Origin of the sequence: Actinoplanes sp. NPDC049548 (assembly GCF_040676695.1) — a bacterium.
In the GTDB taxonomy this organism is placed as follows: Bacteria; Actinomycetota; Actinomycetes; order Mycobacteriales; family Micromonosporaceae; genus Actinoplanes.
The window spans coordinates 36,590-59,827 of record NZ_JBFAPM010000025.1 but is presented as its reverse complement, the minus strand read 5'-3'; the positions used below and the strand labels follow the sequence as shown (position 1 = coordinate 59,827).

Annotated in this window: 22 protein-coding genes; 12 read left to right on the top strand and 10 right to left on the bottom strand. The window is 73.2% G+C overall.

Going from position 1 to position 23,238, the window contains the following annotated elements:
- Nucleotides 1-43: 43 nt before the first annotated feature.
- Both AB0J80_RS33915 and AB0J80_RS33910 read right to left on the bottom strand, forming a co-directional pair.
- On the bottom strand, nucleotides 44-2,164 hold the full coding sequence (locus tag AB0J80_RS33915; RefSeq protein ID WP_364713344.1) for a hypothetical protein: 2,121 nt from the start codon (nucleotides 2,162-2,164) through the stop codon (nucleotides 44-46).
- A gap of 241 nt (nucleotides 2,165-2,405) precedes the next feature.
- A complete protein-coding gene (locus AB0J80_RS33910; RefSeq protein WP_364713342.1) occupies nucleotides 2,406-3,020 on the bottom strand; it encodes a TetR/AcrR family transcriptional regulator in 615 nt (204 codons plus the stop codon).
- 104 nt (nucleotides 3,021-3,124) lie between these two features.
- Here AB0J80_RS33910 and AB0J80_RS33905 point away from each other — a divergent pair, with 104 nt between their 5' ends.
- From AB0J80_RS33905 to AB0J80_RS33875, 7 genes are all read left to right on the top strand, one after another.
- Nucleotides 3,125-4,336: a cytochrome P450 gene (locus tag AB0J80_RS33905; protein ID WP_364713340.1), complete on the top strand. Its 1,212-nt coding sequence runs from the start codon at nucleotides 3,125-3,127 to the stop codon at nucleotides 4,334-4,336.
- Nucleotides 4,337-4,352: 16 nt separating this feature from the next.
- The gene (locus tag AB0J80_RS33900; protein ID WP_364713339.1) at nucleotides 4,353-5,489 is read left to right on the top strand and encodes an NAD(P)/FAD-dependent oxidoreductase; all 1,137 of its coding nucleotides are present in this window, start codon (nucleotides 4,353-4,355) and stop codon (nucleotides 5,487-5,489) included.
- 51 nt (nucleotides 5,490-5,540) lie between these two features.
- Nucleotides 5,541-6,893 (top strand): extracellular solute-binding protein, encoded by a 1,353-nt coding sequence (locus AB0J80_RS33895; protein ID WP_364713337.1) that lies wholly within the window; start codon nucleotides 5,541-5,543, stop codon nucleotides 6,891-6,893.
- 1 nt (nucleotide 6,894) lies between these two features.
- The gene (locus tag AB0J80_RS33890; RefSeq protein WP_364713335.1) at nucleotides 6,895-7,800 is read left to right on the top strand and encodes a sugar ABC transporter permease; all 906 of its coding nucleotides are present in this window, start codon (nucleotides 6,895-6,897) and stop codon (nucleotides 7,798-7,800) included.
- A gap of 4 nt (nucleotides 7,801-7,804) precedes the next feature.
- Nucleotides 7,805-8,626, top strand: coding sequence for a carbohydrate ABC transporter permease (locus AB0J80_RS33885; RefSeq protein WP_364713333.1), 822 nt, complete (start codon nucleotides 7,805-7,807; stop codon nucleotides 8,624-8,626).
- Between the two features lie 87 nt (nucleotides 8,627-8,713).
- Nucleotides 8,714-9,511 carry a universal stress protein gene (locus AB0J80_RS33880; RefSeq protein ID WP_364713332.1) on the top strand — a complete coding sequence of 266 codons (798 nt, stop codon included), beginning with the start codon at nucleotides 8,714-8,716 and terminating at the stop codon, nucleotides 9,509-9,511.
- Nucleotides 9,512-9,615: 104 nt separating this feature from the next.
- A complete protein-coding gene (locus AB0J80_RS33875; protein WP_364713331.1) occupies nucleotides 9,616-11,172 on the top strand; it encodes a diguanylate cyclase in 1,557 nt (518 codons plus the stop codon).
- Nucleotide 11,173: 1 nt separating this feature from the next.
- Here the strand turns inward: AB0J80_RS33875 and AB0J80_RS33870 are convergent, their stop codons facing one another.
- From AB0J80_RS33870 to AB0J80_RS33855, 4 genes are all read right to left on the bottom strand, one after another.
- Nucleotides 11,174-11,995 carry a tyrosinase family protein gene (locus AB0J80_RS33870; RefSeq protein ID WP_364713329.1) on the bottom strand — a complete coding sequence of 274 codons (822 nt, stop codon included), beginning with the start codon at nucleotides 11,993-11,995 and terminating at the stop codon, nucleotides 11,174-11,176.
- Between the two features lie 41 nt (nucleotides 11,996-12,036).
- On the bottom strand, nucleotides 12,037-12,420 hold the full coding sequence (locus AB0J80_RS33865) for a tyrosinase family oxidase copper chaperone (protein WP_364713328.1): 384 nt from the start codon (nucleotides 12,418-12,420) through the stop codon (nucleotides 12,037-12,039).
- A 292-nt stretch (nucleotides 12,421-12,712) separates the two neighbouring features.
- Nucleotides 12,713-13,078, bottom strand: a complete 366-nt coding sequence (locus AB0J80_RS33860; protein WP_364713326.1) for a ferredoxin family protein — start codon at nucleotides 13,076-13,078, stop codon at nucleotides 12,713-12,715.
- Nucleotides 13,075-14,688, bottom strand: a complete 1,614-nt coding sequence (locus AB0J80_RS33855; protein ID WP_364713324.1) for an FAD-binding protein — start codon at nucleotides 14,686-14,688, stop codon at nucleotides 13,075-13,077. Before AB0J80_RS33855 ends, AB0J80_RS33860 begins: the two co-directional genes overlap by 4 nt.
- A gap of 240 nt (nucleotides 14,689-14,928) precedes the next feature.
- Here AB0J80_RS33855 and AB0J80_RS33850 point away from each other — a divergent pair, with 240 nt between their 5' ends.
- Nucleotides 14,929-16,422 carry a serine/threonine-protein kinase gene (locus AB0J80_RS33850; RefSeq protein WP_364713322.1) on the top strand — a complete coding sequence of 498 codons (1,494 nt, stop codon included), beginning with the start codon at nucleotides 14,929-14,931 and terminating at the stop codon, nucleotides 16,420-16,422.
- A gap of 293 nt (nucleotides 16,423-16,715) precedes the next feature.
- On the opposite strand, the gene AB0J80_RS33845 is transcribed toward AB0J80_RS33850, so the two are convergent.
- On the bottom strand, nucleotides 16,716-17,945 hold the full coding sequence (locus AB0J80_RS33845) for an MFS transporter (RefSeq protein WP_364713321.1): 1,230 nt from the start codon (nucleotides 17,943-17,945) through the stop codon (nucleotides 16,716-16,718).
- A gap of 81 nt (nucleotides 17,946-18,026) precedes the next feature.
- On the opposite strand from AB0J80_RS33845, the gene AB0J80_RS33840 reads away from it, so the two are divergent.
- Together AB0J80_RS33840 and AB0J80_RS33835 are read left to right on the top strand one after the other, a co-directional pair.
- Complete coding sequence (locus AB0J80_RS33840; protein ID WP_364713320.1) at nucleotides 18,027-19,424, top strand: serine/threonine-protein kinase; 1,398 nt, start codon at nucleotides 18,027-18,029, stop codon at nucleotides 19,422-19,424.
- 25 nt (nucleotides 19,425-19,449) lie between these two features.
- Entirely contained in the window at nucleotides 19,450-20,490 is a 1,041-nt protein-coding gene (locus AB0J80_RS33835) for a medium chain dehydrogenase/reductase family protein (RefSeq protein WP_364713319.1), read from the top strand.
- On the opposite strand, the gene AB0J80_RS33830 is transcribed toward AB0J80_RS33835, so the two are convergent.
- From AB0J80_RS33830 to AB0J80_RS33820, 3 genes are all read right to left on the bottom strand, one after another.
- Complete coding sequence (locus AB0J80_RS33830; protein WP_364713318.1) at nucleotides 20,459-21,220, bottom strand: hypothetical protein; 762 nt, start codon at nucleotides 21,218-21,220, stop codon at nucleotides 20,459-20,461. The genes AB0J80_RS33835 and AB0J80_RS33830 overlap by 32 nt on opposite strands.
- A 75-nt stretch (nucleotides 21,221-21,295) precedes the next feature.
- On the bottom strand, nucleotides 21,296-21,574 hold the full coding sequence (locus AB0J80_RS33825) for a hypothetical protein (protein WP_364713317.1): 279 nt from the start codon (nucleotides 21,572-21,574) through the stop codon (nucleotides 21,296-21,298).
- 9 nt (nucleotides 21,575-21,583) lie between these two features.
- Nucleotides 21,584-21,898 carry a DUF2867 domain-containing protein gene (locus tag AB0J80_RS33820; RefSeq protein WP_364713412.1) on the bottom strand — a complete coding sequence of 105 codons (315 nt, stop codon included), beginning with the start codon at nucleotides 21,896-21,898 and terminating at the stop codon, nucleotides 21,584-21,586.
- A gap of 98 nt (nucleotides 21,899-21,996) precedes the next feature.
- Here AB0J80_RS33820 and AB0J80_RS33815 point away from each other — a divergent pair, with 98 nt between their 5' ends.
- Nucleotides 21,997-22,389 (top strand): GntR family transcriptional regulator, encoded by a 393-nt coding sequence (locus AB0J80_RS33815; RefSeq protein ID WP_364713316.1) that lies wholly within the window; start codon nucleotides 21,997-21,999, stop codon nucleotides 22,387-22,389.
- A complete protein-coding gene (locus AB0J80_RS33810; protein WP_364713315.1) occupies nucleotides 22,386-23,237 on the top strand; it encodes an ABC transporter ATP-binding protein in 852 nt (283 codons plus the stop codon). The genes AB0J80_RS33815 and AB0J80_RS33810 overlap by 4 nt, the downstream gene beginning before the upstream one ends.
- Nucleotide 23,238 lies beyond the last annotated feature (1 nt).

The following is a 23,238-nucleotide window of genomic DNA, read 5'->3' as shown; positions in this document are numbered from 1 at the left end:
ACCGCCGCCGGTTGCACGGCTTGCGCCGTGGTCTGACGCTTCGTCAGTTGGTGACCGTCACGTTCACCACCTGCCGGGCGCCCGTCGAGGTGATCAGCGTGATGGTCCGCACGGCGCCGGGCGCCGGGCCGGTCGTCCGGATGCTGAACACCGCGGCGGCGTCCACCGTCGCCGGCGAGCCGATGACCCGGCCGTTGGCGGTACTGCCGAGCACCGCCGCGACGCGCTGACCGGCGAGCAGGCTGGTGTTACCGGAGATGCGCCACTCGTTGTTGCCCGTGCGGTACCGGACCGTGATGCCGGTCAGCGCCTCGGTCTGCGGCCGCACGACCACCTGGTCGACGGCGATGCCGGCCGGGTTGCGCGTGGTCAGCTCGAGCACCACCGGGTCGTTGTTCGGCTCGTACGCCGGGTTCGGACCGGGCACGGCGGGCAGCACCTGCAGCGGGTAGGTGAACGTGGGACGGGCCACCGTCGCGCTGGACAGCGTCACCGCCGGGCCGGACACCTGGCGCCACGAGTACGACTCCACAGCCGTGGACCGCGATCCGTCCAGCGTCACCGACCGGCCCCGGACCACGGTCTGGTCCTCACCGGCGTCGGCGGTCGGAACGGCCGCGGCGGTGACGTCGACGGTGACCGACACCGGGATGGCGGCACCGCCGGGGCCCGAGACGGCGAGCGAGAAGGTGTACGCACCCGGCGTCGTCGGCACGAACGTCGTGAGAGCGGCGGCCGGGTCCGCGAGGGTGACCTGCGGGCCACCGGTCTGCGTCCACCGGTAGGTGTCGATCTCACCGGCCGAGGCGCGGCCGTCGAGGCGCACGGTCTGACCGATGATCGCCGGGGTGTCGGCCGTGGCCGCCGCCACCGGGGCACCCGGACGGAACACGCGACCGGAGCCGAGCAGGGACACCGTGGCCGAGCCGCCGGCGGCGGACGTGACCGTGATGGTCGGCGGCGGCGCCACGACACCGGTGAAGGGCGAGTTGCCGACCGCGCCGAAGCCGGTCACCGACAGCCGCGGCCGCGAGCTGCGGTCACTGGAGGTGGCGTCGACGGTCAGGGTCTGCCGGTCGGCGTCGTAGTCGGCCTGGGTGATCCGGACGACGTCCACCAGGGCGCGCTTCTTGCGGGCCACGGGCTGGTCGCTGCTGTTGACGACCTCGATGGTGGTGCCCGCGGGCACCGGGCCGGCGACCGGGAAGCGGCCGTAGTAGTGGCCGTTGCTGCCCCGCAGGCGGGTGCCGCGGAAGCCGAGCGCCTCGTTGCCGACGATCTCGATGACCTCGTCCGGCTCGCTGGTCGCGTACACCTCGACCACGCCGGTGCCGTCGGAGCCGAGGGTGTAGGTGGCCTGGTCGATGTCGACGCCGGCGTTGGTCGCGTACCGGCCCTGCACGCTGAACTGGTTGGTGAAGCCGACCTGGCCGAGGACGGCGCCGGTGGCCGGGTCGAGCCGCTCGATCCGTACGAAGTTCGTGTTGTACGGGCTGCCCACCACGGCGTGGTCGACACCCGGGTCGCCCACGTAGCCGGCCGGTGCCGCCGGGGCGACCGCCGGGTCCCACTTGAGGAACGGGCCGATGCGGGAGTTCATTGCGCCGCCGAACGCGCCGGGGGTGATGCCGACGTCCTCGGTCATGTTCACGCCGCGGTCGGTCGCGACGATGTCGTCGATGCCGTACGGGTGCGTGATGCGGTAACGCTGGCCCTCGGGCGCGTCGAACCGGATCCGGACCCGGCCGAACACCATCTGGTCGCCCTCGCGCACCTGCTCGGCCGCCCAGGCGCCTTCGAGGTCGAGCCCGATGGTGGCGCGCGTGCCGTCGTTCAGGGTCATGTCCGCGCCGGCGAGCTGGTAGAAGAACTCACCGGGGAAGTTGTCCGGGTACGACACCGGAGCCTCGGGGTTGGGCACCTCGTCGGGGAGCGTGGAGCACAGCGGGTCGTCGAGGGTGGTGCAGGCTTCCAGGCGTACGCCGTTGCTGTCGCGGTACCAGGCCGGGAAGCCGTGCTCGGCGATGGGGCCGACCTGCACGAGCTTTCCGGCCCGCGGAGCCGCGGGCGTCACGACGGTGGCGGCCGCGGTGCCGGCTAGCGACGCGACCACCGCCACGGCGGCGCCCACCGCGACCGGCAGGCGAGCCAGTTTCTTCTTCATGGGACTCCTCAGATGTCACTGGAGCGTCACACCTTGCCGCCGGGCCCCGTGGTCCGGCTGAAGTCCGGCTGAGGCGCTCCAGGGCTTGCGCTGAGCGACGTCGCGGCCGCCGTGCTGGACCGGGCGCTGGAGCGGATCTACGAGCTGATCGCGGACGGTCCGGCGCTGGCCCGCCTCGTGTTCACGGACCTGGCCGCCGTCGACGCCGAGCTGCGCGACCGGATCCTGGCCCGCCTCTTTCCTACCGCTGTCCCCTCTCGTGGGTGCGGGCCAGCGCGCTGAGCGCCACGTGCAGGTCGTCGAGGGGCAGGGCGGCGTCCGGGTCCTCGAACCATCGGGCGATCGAGGCACCTCCGGCGATGGTCAGCAGGAAACCGGCCAGGGACTCGGCCATCTCGGACGTGCCGGGGATCCGGAAGACGGACCCGAGCGAGTCGGCCAGCCAGCGGCGCAGCGCCAGGCGGTAGTCGGCCAGTTCCGCGCGCGCGGCCGAGCAGGCGGTCTCCTCGAGCATGCTGATGCCGACCAGCAGGCGCAGGTCGTGCGGGTGCCGGTCGAACACCTCCGCTACGGCGGCCAGGAAGGCGGTGAGCCGCTGCGGGACGCCGGCGCCGGCCACCGTGGTCGCCGGCAGGCCGGCGAGCAGCGTCTGCCGGGCCCGCTGGAGGACGGCCAGATAGACGCCCTCCTTGCTGCCGAAGTGCCAGTAGATCGAGCTGGCGGGCAGGCCGCAGGCCGTGGAGATCCGTGAGATCGACGTGGCCGCGTAGCCGTACCGGGACATGAGCGTGGACGCCGCGTCGAGGATCGCCTCGCGCGACGGCGTGGTGCGGCCCCGGGTCGCCGTGTCGTTCATGTGCCGACCCTAACCGCAGACCCGTCTAGACATAGACATTCATCGCTCTGTCTGGAACGCTCGTTACGGAAAGATGCCCTTTTTGGACGCCGTTGGGAGTCCCCATGGACGAGCGAGCGCTGCACGACGTACACCCGTTCCCCGCCGACCTGGAGCGCCGGCCGGACCCGTACCCCTGGCTCAACGACCTGCGGGAGGCCGGCCCCGTGCAGCGGGTCCGGCTGCGGGGCGGCACCGAGGCCTGGATGGTGACCCGGCACCGCGACGTCCTCGCCGCCGCGGCCGACCCGCGGCTGTCCAGCGACCCGCGCCGGGTCGCCGCCGGCGCGCGGCTGCTCGGCACCCCCGCGTCACCGTCGATGCTGACCACCGATCCCCCGGACCACACGCGACTGCGCCGCCTGGTGTCACGGGCCTTCACGGCGCGACGCGTGGAGGGGCTGCGGCCCCGCGTCCGCGAGCTGGCCGAGGAGCTGCTCGACCCGGTCACCCCGCACGGGCACGCCGACCTCGTGGCGGACTTCGCCTTCCCGCTGCCCGTGGCGGTGATCTGCGAGCTGCTCGGCGTACCCTTCGCGGACCGGGCGTTCTTCAGCCGGCAGAGCACCGAGATGCTGCGCCCGCAGGTGGACTCGGCCGGCGTCGCGGTCGCCGAGGCCGCGCGCGGCCGGCTGCGCGCCTACCTCGCCGAGCTCATCCGCGACAAGCAGCTGCGCCGCACGGACGATCTGCTCGGCGACCTCGTGACCGCCGGCGAGGAGAACCGCCTGAGCGACGACGAGGTCGTCTCCATGGCCGTCCTGCTGCTGGTCGCCGGGCACGAGACCACGGTCAACCTCATCGGTACGGGCATGCTCCTGCTGCTGCGACGGCCGTTGCGGATGGCGGCCCTTCGCGACGACCCGGCGCTGCTCGGCCCCGCGGTGGAGGAGTTCCTGCGCTACGACGGCCCGGTGATGACCGGCGTGATCCGGTACACGACCGCCGAGGTGGAGATCGGCGGTCAGGCCATCCCGGCCGGCGAGATGGTCGTCCTGTCGACCGGTGCCGCCAACCGCGACCCGGAGCGCTTCGAGCACCCGGACGAGCTGGTCCTGGACCGGCGGGACAACGCCCACGTCGCCTTCGGGCACGGCCTGCACTTCTGCCTCGGGGCGGCGCTGGCCCGCCTGGAGGCGGTGGAGGGCATCGGGGCGCTGCTGCGCCGGCTGCCGGGCCTGGCCCCCGCGATGCCCGAGGACGAGCTGCGATGGCGTCCCAGCGTGCTGCGCGGGCTGCAGGCGCTCCCGGTCACGTTCGAGCCCGTTGTGCGGTGATCATTACTGTGGCCCCATGCGAACCCAGGTCCTGGTGGTGGGCGCCGGGCCGGTCGGCCTGACCACGGCCCTGCTGCTGGCCTCCGCCGGCGTGGACGTCGAGGTGGTCGACGCCGGCGCGGGACCCGTGACGCAGTCGCGCGCCACCGACCTGCACAGCGCGACGTTGGAGGCCCTGCGGCCGAGCGGCCTCACCGACCTGCTGCTGCCCTTGGGCCGCCCGACGCACCGGGTCGCCGTGCACTCGCCCGCCGGTCCGCTCGGGGGCTACCGCACCGACCTGGTGCGCTCGCCGTACCCGTACATCCTCACGGTGCCGCAGTGTGCTACCGAGGGGGCGCTCGACGACCGACTGGCCGCCGTGGGACGGCGGGCGCGGCGCGGCACCAGGATCGACCGGCTGACGTGGCATGCGGACGGGGCGACCGCCGTCACCGGGGCCGGGGAGACGATCCACGCGCGCTGGGTGGTCGGCTGCGACGGCTTCGGCAGCCGGGTCCGTGCGGAGGCCGGCATCGCGTACCGGGGTACGACGTACCGGCACCGTTATGTGCTCGCCGACCTCCGCGCCGACTGCGCGCTCGACGCCGACACGCTGCACATGGTGCTCGCCCGGGCCGGACTGGTCGCCGTGCTCCCGATGCATCTGGCCGGCTGGCGCCGGGTGCTCGTCCAGCTGCCGCCGGGACGGCCGGAGCCGGACGCCGACCCGGTGTCCGGCCTGCTGCACCACGCCGAGCAGCGCGGGGTGTCGCTGCGGGTCACGGACGTACGCTGGCACAGCGCGTTCCGGATCCATCGCCGGCTGGCCGGCACGTTCCGCCGCGGCCCGGCCCTGCTCGCCGGCGACGCGGCACACGCCTGCAGCCCGATCGGCGGCCAGGGTCTCAACCTGGGCCTGCGCGACGCGGTGACGCTGGCGGAGGTGCTGGCCGGGGTCGTGCACGGCCTTGCGCCCGACCGGCACCTCGACGCCTGGGCCGCCCGGCGTCGCGCCCGGGCCCGGCAGGTGCTCGGCTGGACGGACCTGGCGACCCGCGGCACTACCGTGCGGTCCCGGCCCGGCCGATGGCTGCGCGACACGGGGATGGCGGCCGCACTGGGCACCACCGCGGGGCGCCGCCTGCTCGCCGGAACCGTCGCCGGTCGCTGAAGCGGACGCCGCCCGCATGCGCAACCATCGGCATTCTTCTATATTTTGACGATGGCCATCCGGGTGTGGCGCGCAGCGGTGGGTACGGTCCTGGTCGTCGCGCTGGCGGCGGGCTGCGGCGGAGTGGGACGATCCACTCCCAAGTCCGGCGGCGACGCCGTGATCCTCACGATGATGGGGTTCGGCACCGGCGACGAGATTGCCCGGACCCGTTTCGACGCGGCGAACGCGGCGATTGCGCCCGCCGCGGCCAAGGCGTCCGAGGGCAGCTTCAACGCCCAGCAGTTCCTGTCCGCGGTGGCGTCCGGCACCCCGCCGGACCTCGTCTACATGGAACGGCGCCTGCTCGGCACGTACGCCGCCAAGAAGGCGCTGATGCCGCTGGGCGACTGCGTCACTCGCGAGAACGTCGACATGAGCCAGTTCCGGGAGGCCGCGGTCACCGAGGCCACGCTCGGCGGCACGCTGTACGGCCTCCCGGACTTCTCCAACAACCGCGTACTGATGATCAACGACTCGGTGCTGTCGGCGGCCGGCCTGGACCCGGCGCGGTTCACGACCAGCGACTGGCCGGCGCTGTCCGCGGCCACCGCCAGGCTCACCTCGATCAGCGGCGGCCGGCTGCGGCGGATCGGCTTCGACCCGAAGATCCCGGAGTTCCTGCCGCTGTGGGCGCGGGCCAACGGCGCCGACATGGTCAGCTCCGACGGCCGGACCGCGCGCCTCGACGATCCCAAGGTGATCGAGGCGCTCACCTACACCGTCGGTCTGGTCAACGCGCAGGGCGGCTGGGCGCGGTTCAAGTCGTTCCGGGACTCGTTCGACTTCTTCGGGGCGAAGAACCAGTTCGCCACCGGCCAGCTCGGCGCCTTCCCGATGGAGGACTTCTACCTCAACGTGCTGGCGGAGAACTCCCCCAAGGTGAAGCTCACCGTCGCACCCTTCCTGGGCGTGGACGGCAAGCCGGTGGACTGGATCACCGGCAACGCCTGGGCGATCCCCGCGAAGACCCGGCACGCCGACCTGGCCTGCAAGTGGATCAAGACCATGACGGACAGCACCACGTGGATCGCGGCCGCCAAGGCACGTGCCTCGGCGCGGCTGGCTGCCGGCAAGCCGTTCACCGGCGTCTACACCGGCAACAAGAAGGCCGACGAGGTCATCTTCCGCGACGTGGTGAGACCCGGCGGCAACCCCGCCTTCGACACCGCCGTGCAGACCGTCCTGCGCACCCAGGAAGCCGGGTTCGCCACACCAGCGCTCGCCGCCGGCGAGGAGTTCAAGGCGGCCTGGCAGGACGCGGTCAACCGGGTGCTCGACGGCAAGCAGCAGCCCGCCGAGGCGCTCGCGCAGGCCCAGCGCCAGGCCCAGGCCGCGCTGGACGAGGCCCGCAGCGGATCCTGAGATGGCGGCCACGGCACGCCGCCGCGAGACATGGGCGGCGTTCGGCTTCCTGTCCCCGTGGCTCATCGGCTTCCTGGTGTTCATGGGCGGGCCGATGGTGGCCAGCCTGGTGCTGTCGCTCACCGACTACGACGTGCTGACCAGCACCCGGTTCGTCGGTGCGGACAACTACCGCGAACTGCTCGCCGACCCGAAGGTGCGTACCAGCCTCGCCAACACGCTCGTCTACACGCTGCTGCACGTGCCGGTCACCATGGCCGTGTCGCTGGCGCTGGCCATGCTCCTGGTACGCGCGGGCCGACGGTCCGCCGGGTTCTTCCGGACGGTCTTCTACCTGCCGACCGTCACGCCCAAGGTGGCCGTGGGCGTGCTGTTCCTGCTGCTGTTCAACGGCCAGGTGGGGCTCGTCAACGAGGTGCTCGGGTTCGTCGGCGTGAGCGGTCCGGACTGGACCTCGGACGGGCCGTGGATCAAGCCCGGCCTGGTGCTGATGGGCGCCTGGAGCCTGGGCAGTACGGTGATCATCTATCTGGCGGCGCTGCAGGACGTGCCCCGGGACCTGTACGAGGCGGCCGAGATGGACGGGGCCTCGCCGTGGGCGCGGTTCCGGGCGGTGACCGTACCGATGATCAGCGGAGCGTTGTTCTTCACCCTGATCATCAACACGATCAGCGGGCTGCAGACGTTCGACGAGGTCTACACGGCCTTCTACGGCAGCAGCAACCAACAGTCGTACGGCAACGACGCGGCCCTGTTCTACGTCGTCTACCTGTTCCAGCAGGCGTTCCAGTTCCTCCACATGGGATACGCGTCGGCCCTGGCCTGGCTGCTGTTCCTGATCATCGTGGCGATCACCCTGGTGCAGGTCCGGCTCAGCCGGCGCTTCGTGTACTACGAGAGCGAGTGACACCATGCCGCGCCGCTGGGCCCTGTGGACCGCTCTCTCCATCGCCGCCGTGGTCTTCGTGTACCCGTTCCTGTGGCTGGTCAGCGCCTCACTGAAGCCGCGCCCTGAGGTCTTCGACAACGCGCTGGTACCCCACGACTGGGCGCCCGGGAACTACGCGACCATCTGGTCGGCGGCACCCGTGCTGACCTGGCTGGTCAACAGCGTCGTGGTGGCGCTGGCCGCCGCGGTGGCGGTGACCGTCTCCAGCGCGATGGTGGCGTTCGGCTTCGCATACTTCCGGTTCCCGGGGCGCGGTCCCCTGTTCGCCCTGGTCGTCGGCACGATGATGCTGCCGGGCGCGGTGACGGTGATCCCGACGTACCTCATCTGGAACGAGCTGGGGCTGGCCGCCACCCAGGTGCCGCTGTGGGCCGGGAACCTTTTCGGCAGCGCCTTCTACATCTTCCTGATCCGCCAGTTCTTCCTGGGCGTGCCGCGCGAGCTGTTCGAGGCCGCCCGGGTGGACGGTGCCGGCTACGGACGGTTGTTCTGGCGGATCGCGGTGCCGCTGTGCCGCCCGGCGCTGATCGTGTCGTTCGTCTTCGAGCTGCGCGCCAGCTGGTCCGACCTGCTCAAGCCGCTGATCTACCTGCGGGATCCCGAGCTGTTCACGATGCCGCGCGGGATGAAGGCCGTCCTCGACCAGTTCGGCCAGGCGGGCGAGGCGCGCTGGGAGGTGGTGCTGGCCGGGGCGGTGCTCACCACCGTACCGATGATCATCGCCTTCTTCCTCTGCCAGCGGTACTTCGTGGAGGGTGTGGCCACCCAGGGTCGCAAGGGATGAAGCCCTCCCCCGGCGGCCTTGCCAACGGCACCGGCGCGCGCGATTCTGAGGCTGTGCCGACATGCCCTGCCGGTCGAGGAGGGGGCCATGATCAAGCCACGCATCGTCGCCGGGGCCGACGGTTCCCCCGGAGCGCTGGCGGCGGTCCGATGGGCCGCGGCCGAGGCGCGGCTCCGGGAGGCGGACCTGCGGGTGGTGACGGCGTACCACCGCATCGAACCGCAGCCGAACCAGGCGCCTGACGCCGTCACCGCCACCGTGCTGCACGAGGCGGTGGCAGCGGCCCGGGCAGCCGCCCCGGAGGTCGACGTCCGCGGGCTGGCCCTGCCGGGATACGCGGTGCCCGTGCTGCTGCACGCGGCGGAGGTGGCCACCCTGCTGGTGGTCGGCTCCCGCGGCAACCGCCGGATGCCGGGGATGCCCTCGGGATCGGTCGGGAACCAGGTGGCCACCCAGTCGCTGGGCTGCGTCGTCGTGGTGCGTGGCCGCGCGGACGCGGACGACGGGCCGGTGCTCGTCGGCGTCGACGACAGCACCGCCGCGGGACCGGTCATCGGCCGTGCCTTCGAGGAGGCCGCGCTGCGCCGGGCCCCGCTGCTCGCGATCACCGCACGTGACACGGCGGGCGAGTCCGTGGCCCGGGCCGCGCTCGGCAGCGAGCTCGACGACCAGCTCGACCCGTGGCGCGAGAAGTACCCCGAGGTCCGGGCCGAGCGCGAGATCGTCGCCGGCCGCCCCGACCGGGTGCTCGCCGAACGCTCCCACCAGGCCCGGCTCGTCGTGGCGGGACCGCGCCGGCACGGCTTCGAGGGAGTGCTCCTCGGCGAGGTCGGCACCCGCCTGCTGCATCACGCCGGCTGCCCGGTGCTCATCGCCCGGTCCTGACCGCCTTCGGGTGCGGTTCGCGCCATCTGAGTTGCCGACCCGGTGCAGCGCTTCAGCACGGGCCGGGGGCGCCGATGAGGTCCGGCGGAAGGAGCCGGCCCGTGATGAACGTCGAAGAAGTCTCGATCGCCCTGCTGGCGATCGAGGACCGCATGATGTGGGACGCCCCTGCCACCTTCCGGATCGCCACCGAGCTGGAGCACCGGGCCGCGGCCCTGGGCGACGAGACCCTGGTGGTGCGCGCCCGGCTCTGCCGGACGAACATGCGGCTGCGGATGGGCGAGCTCGCCGGCGCCAACCGGGAGATCCTCGAGATCCACGAGTGGGCCGTCGCGCACGGCGACCGCATCCTGCAGGCGCGTACGCACCTGGTGTGGGCGAACATCCACCGGCTGCTCGGCGACGCCGCCAGGTCGCTGGAGCACTCGCTCAGCTCGGTGGAGCTGCTCGACGGGACCGCCACCGCGCACATGCAGGTCTGGCACGTCACCAAGCTGGCCGACGCGCTGGGCTTCACCGCGTCGATGGCCGACGCCCGGGTGCGCTACGACCAGGCCGAGCAGATCGCCCGCGAGCTGAACGAGCCCTGGCTGCACATGCAGGTGCTCAACAACCACGCCTACCTCGAGCACATCACCGGTAACCCGGAGCGCGCCGAGGAGGTCGTGCGGCGCCTGCTGCAACACGCCGACGCGCACGGCTTCGAGGTCGACGCCGCGATCCTCGACACCGTCGCGGCCATCCAGATCACCAACGGCCGGTTCGCGGAGGCCGAGCAGACCATGCAGCTCTGCCTCGCCCGGCACGAGACCGGCGAGCGGGACGACGCCGACGCGCTCGCCGAGTACTTCCTGACGCTGGCCAAGGCACAGCGCGGGCTCGGCGAGACCGACGACGCTCAGCACAGCCTCAACGCGTCCCGCGACGAGTGCGTGCAGCGCGGTCTGCACGAGGTCCTGGTACGCGTCCAGCAGGAGCAGGCCGAGCTGTACGCCGCCCGCGGCGACTTCGCCGCCGCGTTCGCCGAGCACAGGGAGTTCTTCGAGGCGCACGAGCGGCTGCGCTCGCAGCAGCAGGAGGCGCAGGCCCGTACCCGCCAGGCGATGTTCGAGACGGCCGAGGCCCGCGGCGAGGCCGAGCGCTTCCGCGAGCAGGCCCGCCGCGACCCGCTCACCGGGCTGCGCAACCGGCGCTACGTCGACGAGGAGCTGCCCCGGCTCATCGCCTCCGACGCCCAGCTGACGGTCGCGATCGTGGACCTCGACCACTTCAAGCAGATCAACGACCAGCTCTCGCACGACGTCGGCGACCGGGTGCTGGTGCAGGCGGCCAAGATCCTCGACGCCGAGGTGGCCCAGGTCTGCCCGGAGGGCTTCGTGGCCCGGCTGGGCGGCGAGGAGTTCCTGCTCGTGCTGCCGCGTACGCCCGCGGACCTGGCGGCCGCGCGGCTGGAGCAGGTACGCCTGGGCGTCGGCTCGTTCCCGTGGGAGGAGACCACCGACGGGCTGCCCGTGACGGTGAGCATCGGCGCGGCCGGCGTGCGCGAGGCCGCCGACCGCACCCAGCCGCACCTGCTCTCCATCGCCGACCGCAACCTGTACGCGGCCAAGCGCGCCGGCCGCGACTGCGTCGTGACCGGCGCGCTGCTCGAGGCCGCCTGAATCAGGCGTAGGTGTACCAGGCCTTGTGGTCCAGCAGGTCCGCCGGACGCACGGTGTTCCACGGCGCCATCGTGTCGTTGAGGTCGACGACGTCGGGCGTGTTGCCCCTCGGCAGATAGCCGGAGCCCGGGTGGGCGGCCTGCCAGTCCGACCAGATCTTGTCGATGTGGCAGTGGTGCAGCCAGAAGACCGGGTCGTTGGGGGACGTGCCCGAGGTCATGTCGCCGCCGACCCAGACGTGCACCCGGTTGTGCAGGTTCGCGCCCCGCCAGCCCTCGACCTGGTTGCGGAAGCCGGTGGCCGAGGTGCTGTTCCACGGCGCCACGTCGTACGTGCTCACCGCGAGGACGGTCTGCAGCTGGGCGGCGGTGGGCAGGCTCTGCCCGTTGGCGCCCAGGGCCCGGCGCAGGTAGTTGCGGCTGTCGGTACGCACGTTGATCGTCCAGTTTCCGGCACCGAACGCGAACGGGCCGGTGGTGACCCGGCCGTCGCTGCTGCGGCCGTTGCCGCCCAGGAAGTCGGCGGCCCACAGCGACGACGTGGTGTCCCGGTCGACCGTCCAGTTCCAGTACGGCAGGTTCACGCTCGGGTCGACGGCCTGCAGGGCACGCTCGAAATCGAGCAGGAACTGGCGGTGCCAGGGCAGGAAGGACGGCGACCGGTGGCCGACGCGGACCCCGTCGTCGCTGTCGCTGAGGATGAAGCTGTTGTGGGTGCGGACGAACTCGTCGTACCGGCCACTGCGCTTGAGCGCCAGCACGGCGTTGACGAAGCTGCGCTTCTCGGCGGCGGTCAGGTCACGCTGGTTCTTGCGTACGCCCATGGTGTCGAGGCCTTTCGTGGTGTGCGGAGGTCGCGGTGGGATCAGCGGTGGTGCAGGGGCACCAGCTGGGCGCCGTCGAGCTGGTCGACGGCGGCGCGGGCGACCGCGCGCAGGGACTTGAAGGTCTCGTAGTGGTTCGACACGCTGGTGTACGTGCCGTCGCCGTTGACCATGACGTGCAGCGGCTTGCCGTCGATCAGCACGTGCGGCATGGCCGGCGCGGCGTCACGGCTCTGAGCGCGCAGGCCGGCCGGGGCTGCCTGGATGCGGCGGCCCTTGTACGTCTCGTCGAGGCCGGCCGGGTCCTCCACGGCCGCCTGCGAGCCGCTCGTGGTCAGGACCTGGACGGCCAGCGCGCCGGTGCCGACGGCGACCGTGCCGGCGGCCGCGAACTTCAGCAGCTCGCGACGGTTGATCGTGCTCATGTCTTCCTCCCCCTGAGTGACCCGCCGCGCAGAAGATTCTTAGGCAAACGTCGAGTTAGACGTCTATTTCTGCAGTGAAACTCGGCTCGGTCCGAAGTTTCTTCGGCGGGTCAGCGCGGCGAAGGTAGCAACGTGATCTTGGGCCAGCAACCCCGCGGCACGGCCGGCGACTGCGGTCAGTTGCTTGCGGTCTCACGTATCGATACATGGAAACGGGAAGTGGCCGATGGACGGCACACTTCCCGTGATCTATTTCCATGTGTGGATGTAACGGCTGGTGTGGTGAGTTACCTCACGGAGCGTTCTCCGAGGCGGGAGTGATGCGGGCTCGGCCGAGCTCGGGCCCGACGGCGAGCCGGGCGCCCGGCTTGCGTCCGCGCCCCCAGCCGATCTCGCGACGGTAGCTGCCGAGCAGCCCCGCCTCGGCGAGATGCACCTCGTCCCGCAGCGGGGAGCCCTCCGGAGCGGGGTGGGTCAGCGGCGCGACGAAGAGGGCGTCGGCCGGGCAGTGCGCCTCGCACATGAAGCAGGTCTGGCAGTCCCCCTGCCGGGCGATGACGGGTACGCCGCCGGGGCCGGAGTCGAAGACGTTGGTGGGGCACACCGCGATGCAGACGTCACAGGTCACGCACCGCTCACCGGAGACGACCTCGATCACGACGCCACCGCCAGCTCCCGCGGCGTGCGGCCGGTCGCCGGCTCGGGCCGGACCCACAGCCGGTCCAGGCCGCCGACCGCGAGCCGGTGGTACTGCTCCGGGTCGAGCTCCGGGAACTCCTCGCGCCGGGCCATGCCGCGGCTCTCCGTCCGCGCGAGCGCACTGGCGTACATCCATCGGGCGTGCGCGACCATGGCGGCAGCCTGCCGCAGTCGCGGCAGCCCGGCGCCCTCGGCCGCCGCACCCGATCGCAGGGCGGCCCAGACGGCGTCCAGATCGGACAGTGCGGGCCGCAGCCGGTCGCCGTGCCGCAGATAGTTCTTGTCGTACGGGTGCACCTGCCGCCGGACCACCTCGAGGGCCTCGGCACCACCCGCCGTCGCAGCGCCGCCGGTGGGCCGCATCCCGGCGCCGCCCGCGCCGGTCAGCCTGCGCTTCGCGGCAGCCGCGCCCAGGCTCCTGGCGAACGTCGCGGCGCCCCGCCCGGCGAACGTGCCGGACGACATCGCCCACGCCGAGTTGTGGCTGCCGCCGCCGGTGAAGGCGCCGCAGACCAGCTCGCGGGTGGCGGCGTCGCCGGCCGCGTACAGGCCTGGGACGGTCGTGGCGCAGTCGTCCGAGACGATCCGGATGCCGCCGGTCCCGCGCACGGTCCCCTCGAGCAGCAGGGTGACGGGGAACTTGTCGGTGAACGGGTCGATGCCCAGCCGGTCGAAGGTGAGGAAGAAGTTCGGCTGGCCCAGCCGCATCTGCCGGCGCATCTCGGGCGTGACCTGGTCGATCTGGCAGAGCACGGTGCCGGTGCGCAGCAGCTCCCGCGCGATGACCGAGCGGCCACCCTGGCTGCCGGCCCCGGCCAGCGGCGTGCCGTCGGCCCGGAAGAACGTCGCGAAACCGTAGTAGGCGGTCTTGGTGACCGACGTGAAGGTCGGGGCGATCCCGTACGCGTTGGAGAACTCCATCCCGGACATCTCCGCCCCGGCCTCGGCGGCGAACAGCGCCCCGTCCCCGGTGTCGACGTCGCAGCCCAGCGCCTTGCTGAGGAAGGCGCAGCCGCCGGTGGCCAGCACCACCGCGCCGGCGCGTACGCGGTAGTCGACGCCGTGCTGGCGCCGGTGCCCGCGTACCCCCGCCACCGCGCCGGAGGCGTCGGTGAGCAGCTCGGTGACCGGGCTGTGGTCGAGGATGCGCACCCCGGCCCGCTTGATCCAGGAGCGCATCCGGCGCATGTACTCGGGCCCCTGCACGCCCCGCTTGTACGGCTCCCCGTCGACGATCGGGAACGGGTAGCGGGCCTCGGTCCCGAGCCGGTTCATGTTCTCGTACGTCTGGTCGAGCACGCGCGCCATCCAGCGGCGGTCCTGCAGGAAGCCCCCGAGCGCCTCCCGGCTCGCCATGGCCTTCTCCCGGTCCGCGGGGTCCGGTTGCACGTACCAGACTCCGGTGCCGCCGGAGGCGGTCGGGCCGCTGGTGCCGCAGTAGCCCTTGTCCAGCAGCAGGACGTCGGCGCCGGCCTCGGCGGCGGTCAGCGCGGCCCAGGCGCCGGCGGGCCCGCCGCCGACCACGACGACGTCGGCGGTGAGATCGAGACTGGTGGCAGTGACGGTCATATCTGAAGGCTTAACCCCGTAATCCTATCTGTCAACTAGGTCTTTCATGCCGGGACGTCGCTCACTGTGCGTGACTTTCCGGCCGCCGCCCGCTGCCTGGTTGAACTCTTCCCAGGTCGGGTACGATGCACGGCATTCGCAGGACGCGATCGCCATCGTGACGCCGCGCCCCGCGAGCACAGCCTTGGGCGCATCCACACGGTGAGTAGTGGCGCCGAACAACGAACGGGAGGGGTCACAGTGCGATCTCTCGCCGGGCGTTACAAGGTCGAGGAAGCGGTCGGCCGCGGCGGCAGCGCGGTCGTGCACCGCGGCTACGACCGCACCCTCAAGCGCCAGGTCGCGATCAAGCTGTTCGCGCCGTACCGGCCGGGCAGCACCGAGCCCGCGGTGGACGTGCTGCGCGAGGCCCGCACGGCGGCCGGCCTCAGTCACCCGAACGTGGCCCGGGTCTACGACTACGGCGAGGCGCTCGAGGGCGACCGCCGCACGCCGTACCTGGTCATGGAGTTCCTCGAAGGCGACACCCTCGCCGACGAGCTGGCCCGCACGGGCGCCCTCGAATGGCGCCGCGCCGCCGCCGTCTGCCGGGACACCGCGGCCGCGCTGGCCGCCGCCCACGAACGCAACCTCGTCCACCGCGACGTCAAGCCGCGCAACGTCATGCTCACCCCCGCCGGCGTCAAGGTCCTCGACTTCGGCATCGCCGCGGCCGCCGGCCAGAACAGCTTCGACACCCACGGACGGCTCTGGGGCACCCCCGCCCACCTCGCGCCCGAACAGCTGCGCGGCGAGCCCACCTTCCCCGCCGCGGACGTCTACGCGCTGGGCCTGCTCCTCTTCGAATGCCTGACCGGCACGCGGGCCTGGCCCGGCACCAGCGTCGGGGAGATCCTCGCCGCCCGCCACGAGCGCCGGGCACCGCGCCTGCCGCGGATCCCCGGGCTCCCCCGCGAGGTCATCCGGCTCTACGACGCCTGCGTCGCCGAGGACGCGGCCCAGCGCCCGTCGGCCGCCACCGCCGCCGAGATCCTGCGGCGCGCCGCCGCCCCGGTGCCCACGGTCCGCCCGCCGGTCGCGGTCATCGGCAGCGTTCCCGCGGTGGTACGCCGTACGCGCTCGCGCCGCCGCGCCGCCGTCACAGCCTCGATCGCCGTGGCCGCCGCGGTCTTCAGCATCGTCGGCCTGCAGGTGGCCAACGGCTACGCGACACCGGGCGGCCGCCAGGCGGAGGCGGCCGTCGACGGCGGCACCGGAGCCGGCACGATGCCCCGCAAACCGCAGATCCCCACGACCATCGCACCACCGCCGGCCTCGTCCGCCCCGGGCCGCGACGAGCCCGTGGACGCCGAGCCTCCGCTCCATCGGCGCACCACCGCACCGGCCCCGGAAACGACCACGACGACGGCGGACACACCGACGCACCCGGAGCACTCCTCGGCGCCGGAGCCAGGCCCGCGCCCGACCACGACCACGGCGCCGACCACGACACCGACCAGAAACCCGCCGCCGACACCGACGCGCACCCCGACCCACCCGCCGACGACCACGACGGCACCGGATCCAGACCCGGAGCCGACGACGACCGCGCCGACGACCACGCCGCCCACCGAGTCCACGACCACCCCGCCACAGTCACCCGAGCCGGAGGACCCGCCGTCGACGTCCTCGACGACGGGCACCACGTCGACGACGCCGATCCTGGAGATCATCCTGGCCGGGTCCGGCCGCTGACCCACAGCACGAGGCGTCGCCACCCCCGCGCCGCACCGGCGGTCGGCGCTATGAACAGCGCCGCGCTCGGCGGGGTCGCGGTCGGCAAGGTGGCCGCGGCCGTCGCCGGCTGGGTCACGGGCGGCACTACGCCACAGCCGCCCCTGGCTGGGTCACGGGCGGCACTGAGGCTGCAGCCGTCGCCGGTTGATGGATGACAGTCGCGTCGCGACGACCCCCCCTCGGCCCGCGACCGCCGCCGGCTGATCGCGGCCGGCGATCCGCCGGTCCAGGAATGGCCGCACCCGTCGGCGCTACGGCGCTGAGGTCGCGGCCGGTGCCGGCGGTGGATGGCCGGTGCTTCTGCCTCGCAGGATGCCGGCGGAAAGAGCGACGACCGCCGCGAGCAGGACCGGGATGCCGAGCGCTACCGGCAGGCCCACCGCACCGGCAGCCAGGCCGATGAGCACCGGTCCCGCCAGGAACCCGGCATATCCCATGCTCACCACCCGGGCCAGCGCTCGGCCCGCCTGACCGGGGTTGCGATCCCCGGCGACCGAGAAGATCTGCGGCGCGATGCACGACAGCCCTGCACCGAAGCACCCCCACCCGAGCGCCGCCGCCCAGGGCTCGCCGACCAGCAGCGCCCCGCCGAGGCCGGCCGCCGCGAGCAGGCCGCTCCCCCACACCAGCCGCACGGCTCCCCAGCGGGCGACGAGGGGGTCGCCGACCAGGCGTCCGGCCGTCATCGCGCCCGCGAACGCCGCGTATCCGACGGCCGCCGTGCCGGCGCTCGCGTGCAGGTCGTCGCGGAGGTGCACCGCGCTCCAGTCCGCGGCGGCGCCCTCGCCCACCAGCACGCAGAACGCCAGCAGCCCGAGCGCCACCACCCCGCGCAGCCGCCCCGCCGACGTCTCCTCCCGGCCCGGCGAATCCCGGCCCGGCGAATCCCGGCCCGGCGAATCCCGGCCCGGCGAGAGCTCGGCCGGCGCCCGCCATACGAGCCGCACCGCGACCGCCGCGACGAGCAGGACGGCCGTGCCGACGCAGAGGAAACTGGCCCGCGCGCTCACCCCGGCCGACGCGAACAGGCCACCGATCGCCGCCCCGGCGAGCCCGCCGATGCTGTAGACCGCGTGGAACGACGAGATGATCGGCCGGCCCCGGGCCCGCTGCAAGGCGAGCGCCTCCGCGTTCATCGCGATGTTGAGCGCTCCGTGGCCGACGCCGAAGACGACCAGGGCCAGGGCGAGCGCCGCCACGCCGGGGGCGTACGCCGTCGGTATGAGCAGCGGGCCCTCGGTGAGGGCCGCCGGGACGAGCACCGCCCGGGGCCCGAAGCGGTCGACCAGCCACCCGGCGAGCTGCATCCCGGTGATGGCCCCGGCGGCGAGGCCGAGCAGCGCGATGCTCAGCCGCCGGTCGTCGACGCCCAGGTCGTGCTTGATCGCCGGGATCCGCGCGGTCCACGCCCCGAGCGTGGCCCCGAACAGCAGGAAGACGACCGACGTCGCCGCCCGCCACGCCATGATCGGTGTCCGCACGGGCTCACGGTACTGGCCCGGCGGGGCTGTGCGGGTGCCTGTACCTTGTGTTCGGCGTATCGACGGGCATGGTGAGGCGTGGTGACGGGTCGACCGGGGGCGGAGGTCGCGCCGCTGCTGCCGCGCGACCCGGCGAGCGTCGGCCCGTACCGTCTCGCCGGGCGGCTCGGCGAGGGTGGCATGGGCACGGTGTATCTCGCCACCGACCCGCAGGGACGCCGGGTGGCCGTGAAGGTGGTCCGTAGCCACCTCGCCGCGGACCCGGAGTTCGCCCGGCGGTTCCGGCGCGAGATCGACGGGGCCCGTCAGGTGCCGCCGTTCTGCACCGCCGAGGTCCTGGACGCCGATCCCGGGCACGACCCGCCGTATCTGGTCGTCGAGTACGTCGACGGGCCCAGCCTGGCCGACGTGATCAGCCGGGACGGCCCTCTGACCGCCGCCAACCTGCACGCGCTCGCCATCGGCGTGGCCACCGCGCTGACCGCCATCCACGGCGCCGGGGTGGTCCACCGGGACCTGAAGCCGCGCAACGTGCTGCTGCCGCCGGGCAGCCCGAAGGTCATCGACTTCGGCATCGCCCACGCCCTGCGGTCGAGCCGGCTCACCGCGGAGAACCAGCTCGTCGGCACGGTCGGCTACATGGCGCCGGAACGCTTCAACCCACGCCCGGAGGCCCCCGTCGAGCCCTCCGCCGACGTCTTCTCCTGGGGCGCGGTCGTGACCCTCGCCGGTACGGGCCACGAGCCCTTCCGGGCGCCCTCGGCCATGGCGACGGCGGCCCGCATCATCTCGGAGGAACCCGACCTCGACGGCCTGCACCCTCCGTTGCGCGACCTGGTGGCCGAGGCCCTCGCCAAGGACCCGGCGGACCGCCCGACGGCGCGGGAGCTGCTGGACCGCCTGCTGGACGCCGGCACGGTCGCGCACGACACGACGGTGCTGCAGGACCAGCCCGACCTGCGGGCCGCGGTGGAGGCCGTGACGTGGCGCCACACCATGCCCGGCTCCCGGGTCCGCCGTCGCCGCCGGATCGCGACAGCAGCCGTCGTGGTCGTCCTACTGGGCGGGGCGGCTGCGGCCGTACCGTTGATCCGGGATCGTCGCTCGCCGGACCGGCTCGCCGCGCCGCCGGCGACCTCCGCCACCCCGTCCGCGGCCCCTTCCCCCTCGGCGTCGGCGGGGACCGAATGGATCGGTGAGCTGCAGCAGAGCTTCGGCAGCGACGAACCGGTGCACCTGCGCTTCGCCCTCGACGCGGACCGGGGCACGATCCGCTACCCCCGGCTCGGATGCTCGGGAACCGTCACCGTGACGCAACGGACCAGCGAGAAGATCGTGCTGGCCGAGCGCATCGACAAGGGGCACTGCAGTGCGCGCGGCGACATCGTGCTCTGGCCTACCGGTCCGGCGTCGATGCTGCTGGACTACAAGCCGGCGGGCGGCCGCTACACCGCCCGGGCCAGGATGACGAAGCAGTAGCTCGCCGGAGTGGAACGGAGCACCGATGCGCGCAGTCTGGATCACGAAGGCGGGCGGCCCCGAGGTCCTCGAGGTGCGCGAGAGCGCCGACCCCCGGCCGGCCCGCGGCGAGGTGCGCATCGCCGTCCACGCCGCCGGGCTGAACTTCGCGGAGGTCATGGCCCGGCAGGGGCTCTACCCGGACGCGCCGAAGCCGCCGTGCGTGGTGGGATACGAGGTGGCCGGCGTCGTCGACGCTCTCGGCGCGGACGTCACCGGCCTCGCGGTCGGGCAGCGGGTGCTCGCCCTGGTGCGCTTCGGCGGCCACGCCGACACCGTGTGCGCTCCCGCCGAGCGGGTGCTGCCCATGCCCGACGACCTCGGCTTCACCGAGGGGGCCGCGCTGCCGGTCAACTATCTGACGGCGTACCACATGCTGTTCCGCGTCGCGAACCTGCGCCCGGGGGCCCGCGTGCTCGTGCACATGGCAGCCGGCGGGGTCGGCATCGCGGTGCTCCAGCTGTGCCGCACGGTGCCGGGCGTCGTCACGTTCGGCACGGCGTCCGCTGCCAAGCACGACGTGCTGCGGGAGGAGGGCTGCACCCACCCGATCGACTACCGCACCGAGGACTACGCCGCGCGGGTGCGCGAGCTCACCGGCGGGAAAGGCGTCGACCTCGTGCTGGACGCGCTGGGCGGGCGCGACTGGAAACGCGGCCTACGGCTGCTGCGGCCGGTGGGGCAGCTCATCGCGTATGGTTTCGCCAACGCGAGCACGGGCGACCGGCGCAGCATCCGCCGCCTGGCCGGCCAGCTCACCGGCGTGCCGGTGCTGACCCCGTTCGGCATGATGAACCGCAACCACACGGTGAGCGGCGTCAACCTCGGGCACCTGTGGGACCGCTCGGACCTGCTCCGCGAGGAGCTGGCGGCGCTGCTCGAGCTGTGGCGCGAGGGCGTCGTCAAGCCGCGCGTCGACGCGGTCTTTCCGTTCGAGGAGGCCGCCGCGGCGCACCGGCGGATCAGCGAGCGCCGCAACATCGGCAAGGTCGTCCTCATCCCCTCGCCGGGAAGGGACGGGCAGTGAACGCTCCGGAGCGAGCGGTACGCCGGCTGGGGCCGGCTCCGTCCGCTACGGCGGTGGCGGCGACCTCACGCTGCAGATCGTCGCGGGTCCGGCGAGCCAGTTCGGCGTCGTGCCAGGCGGTTCGTTCCGCGGCCGTCGCCTGCTCGTAGCGCTGCCTCAGCCACGCCGCCGAGGCGCGGGCGATGACCACCTCCTGGTCCGCCGGGTGCAGGCGCGCGTCCCAGCCGTTGCGGCCCGCCTGCGCGTCGGCCACCGCCTCCGGCGGCAGGTCCCCGCGGGCGACAGCGGCTGCCACGGTGCGGTGCAGGAAACGGTCGCGGTCCGCGTACTCCTCGCAGGTTCGCGCCGTGGCGGGCGTACCCCAGGCTGCGGCGGCGCGGACGGCTCGCAGCCGCGCGTCGGCGGCCAGCCAGGACTGCCAGGCCGCGTCCACCTCGTCGACCGAGCGCTGCCAGACCTGCTGCCAGCGCTCGGCGCTGGCCGCGGCCCGGCCGGCGGCGACGTGCAGCTCCTCGGCGAAGCGCGCTGACTGCGCCGCCTCCTCGGCCTGCAGGCGCAGCTGTTCACGGTGCCGGCGCAGCGCCGCGACCAGCTCCCGCGCGGCCTGCCGGGGCTGCCGCATGCCCTCGGGGCTGCCCAGCAGCAGCAATGCCGGCAGGGTGAGCACCGTCAGCGTCGCCCAGATGACCGCCGGGGCGGGGGTGAGAAGCATGTCCGCGACCACGTTCATGGTGGAAGATCCGTCCGCTCGAAGTCCGATGACGAGCTGCGACCACCGGGCGGCCGGAGCGGCCGGGTCGGGTGGTCAGGCGGACGCGGCAGGCGGCGCGCGGGAACCGCGGACACCCGCGGTGAACTGAGCGATCAGGACGGTGGCGCCGTCGGCGGGCGCCACCTCGGCGTCCCCGGTGGACTCGGCGTCGGACTGCTCGGGGGCGGCCTCGGCGGGCGTGGCCGCACCGGCGACGGCGGCCCGCGGCGCCGCGGTCGATCGCGGCGGCGCGGCGACCAACGCCAGCAGCACGATGAGCAGGGCAGGCAGCAACGCGGGAAGGAGCGCCTTGCGCAGCCCGTTCGCAGCCATGCGTCCACTCTAGCGACTCATCGGCAGGTCTCGCTCGGCCACGGTCCTACGCCCGGCGTGGCGCAGCATGGCCCGGACCACCAAGGGATGCACCAACCGGACGACCGCGAGGTAGGCGCTCCCCGCCAGGGACTGCGGCGTGGCCGGCGTGGACACGGTGATGGTGGTGCCGTCGTCGTCCGGTTCGACCAGGACGCCGGCCCGGAAGTCGAGATGACCGGCATCGGTGCCGAGGAGCACCTCGTGGTCCGTACGGGTGATGGTGTCGAAGGCCGACTCGTCGCCGCGCTCGATGCCGAACGGGACGACGAGCCGGTTGCGCAGCGGCCCTGCAGGCGCCGGCCAGCTGGTCGCCCCCTAGCCCGAGGCGGTCGCGTGTACTACAGTCCTAGTACATCGCGACAATTCTTGGAGGCATCGGCGTGTTCGCGTTTCGCCTCGACACCCGCTCGGGGGTGCCGACCTATCTGCAGATCGTCGATCAGGTACGCCGGGGGCTGCTGCTCGGCTACCTGCGCGACGGCGACCAGCTCCCACCCGTCCGCGAGGTCGCCGCCGCCCTGGTGGTGAACCCGAACACCGTCGCCAAGGCGTACCGGGAGCTGGAACATGCCGGCCTCGCCGCCGCGCGCGCCGGTCACGGCACCTTCGTGACCGGCAGTGTCGACCAGGTGCCGGCCGCCACCTACGCGCGGCTGTCCCGCGGCCTGCGCACCTGGGTGAACGGTGCTCGCGAGGCCGGGCTCAACGGCGACCAGGTGCACGCCCTGGTGACCGCGGTGCTCGACGACGACGCGGCGGAGCGGGCGGCATGAGCGAGCCGGCGCTGCGCACCGAGCGCCTCGGCAGACGGTACGGCCGCAGCACCTGGGCGCTGCGCGACTGCACGCTGGAGCTGCCCCGCGGCGCGATCATCGGCCTGGTCGGCGCCAACGGTGCCGGGAAGTCGACCCTGCTGCACCTGCTGATCGGCCTCCTGCAGCCGACCGAGGGTGCGATCTGGACGTTCGGCGAGCCGCTGCGCGCGAACCGGCCCGACGGCCTGGCGCGCATCGGGTTCGTGGCCCAGGACCATCCGCTCTACCGCACCTTCACGATCGAGGACCTGCTGCGCTTCGGCCGGCATCTGAACCCCCGGTTCGACGTCGCCGGCGCGCGTCGGCATGTCGAGGAGCTCGAGATCCCGCTGGACCGGCGGGCCGGCGCCCTCTCCGGCGGGCAGCAGGCGCAGGTGGCCCTCGCCCTCGCCCTGGCGAAGCAGCCCCGCCTCCTGGTCCTGGACGAACCCGTCGCCAGCCTGGACCCGGTGGCGCGGCGCCTGTTCATGCGCGCCCTGGTGGGGGCCGTCGCCGACCGGGACCTGACCGTGCTGCTGAGCTCCCACGTCGTCACCGAGCTCGAGCAGGTCTGCGACCACCTGGTCCTGCTGCACTCCGGCCGGGTACGGCTCGCCGGGGCGCTGGACGACCTGCTCGCCGGCCACCGGATGCTCGTCGGCCCCCGCCACGACACGGCGGACGTCGACGGGCTGGTCGCGGCGACGCACGGGGAACGGCACAGCAACCTGCTGGTCCGCCGGCCTGCCGGGGCACAGGACCACCCGCGCTGGCAGACCCACCCCGTGGGTCTCGAAGAACTCGTCGTCGCCTACCTGGAGAACTGAC

Bases quoted from the DNA above. Each gene is read 5' to 3' on its own strand.
- AB0J80_RS33915 (WP_364713344.1), bottom strand. From the start codon at position 2,164: ATGAAGAAGAAACTGGCTCGCCTGCCGGTCGCGGTGGGCGCCGCCGTG.
- AB0J80_RS33910 (WP_364713342.1), bottom strand. From the start codon at position 3,020: ATGAACGACACGGCGACCCGGGGCCGCACCACGCCGTCGCGCGAGGCG.
- AB0J80_RS33905 (WP_364713340.1), top strand. From the start codon at position 3,125: ATGGACGAGCGAGCGCTGCACGACGTACACCCGTTCCCCGCCGACCTG.
- AB0J80_RS33900 (WP_364713339.1), top strand. From the start codon at position 4,353: ATGCGAACCCAGGTCCTGGTGGTGGGCGCCGGGCCGGTCGGCCTGACC.
- AB0J80_RS33895 (WP_364713337.1), top strand. From the start codon at position 5,541: ATGGCCATCCGGGTGTGGCGCGCAGCGGTGGGTACGGTCCTGGTCGTC.
- AB0J80_RS33890 (WP_364713335.1), top strand. From the start codon at position 6,895: ATGGCGGCCACGGCACGCCGCCGCGAGACATGGGCGGCGTTCGGCTTC.
- AB0J80_RS33885 (WP_364713333.1), top strand. From the start codon at position 7,805: ATGCCGCGCCGCTGGGCCCTGTGGACCGCTCTCTCCATCGCCGCCGTG.
- AB0J80_RS33880 (WP_364713332.1), top strand. From the start codon at position 8,714: ATGATCAAGCCACGCATCGTCGCCGGGGCCGACGGTTCCCCCGGAGCG.
- AB0J80_RS33875 (WP_364713331.1), top strand. From the start codon at position 9,616: ATGAACGTCGAAGAAGTCTCGATCGCCCTGCTGGCGATCGAGGACCGC.
- AB0J80_RS33870 (WP_364713329.1), bottom strand. From the start codon at position 11,995: ATGGGCGTACGCAAGAACCAGCGTGACCTGACCGCCGCCGAGAAGCGC.
- AB0J80_RS33865 (WP_364713328.1), bottom strand. From the start codon at position 12,420: ATGAGCACGATCAACCGTCGCGAGCTGCTGAAGTTCGCGGCCGCCGGC.
- AB0J80_RS33855 (WP_364713324.1), bottom strand. From the start codon at position 14,688: ATGACCGTCACTGCCACCAGTCTCGATCTCACCGCCGACGTCGTCGTG.
- AB0J80_RS33835 (WP_364713319.1), top strand. From the start codon at position 19,450: ATGCGCGCAGTCTGGATCACGAAGGCGGGCGGCCCCGAGGTCCTCGAG.
- AB0J80_RS33830 (WP_364713318.1), bottom strand. From the start codon at position 21,220: ATGAACGTGGTCGCGGACATGCTTCTCACCCCCGCCCCGGCGGTCATC.
- AB0J80_RS33825 (WP_364713317.1), bottom strand. From the start codon at position 21,574: ATGGCTGCGAACGGGCTGCGCAAGGCGCTCCTTCCCGCGTTGCTGCCT.
- AB0J80_RS33810 (WP_364713315.1), top strand. From the start codon at position 22,386: ATGAGCGAGCCGGCGCTGCGCACCGAGCGCCTCGGCAGACGGTACGGC.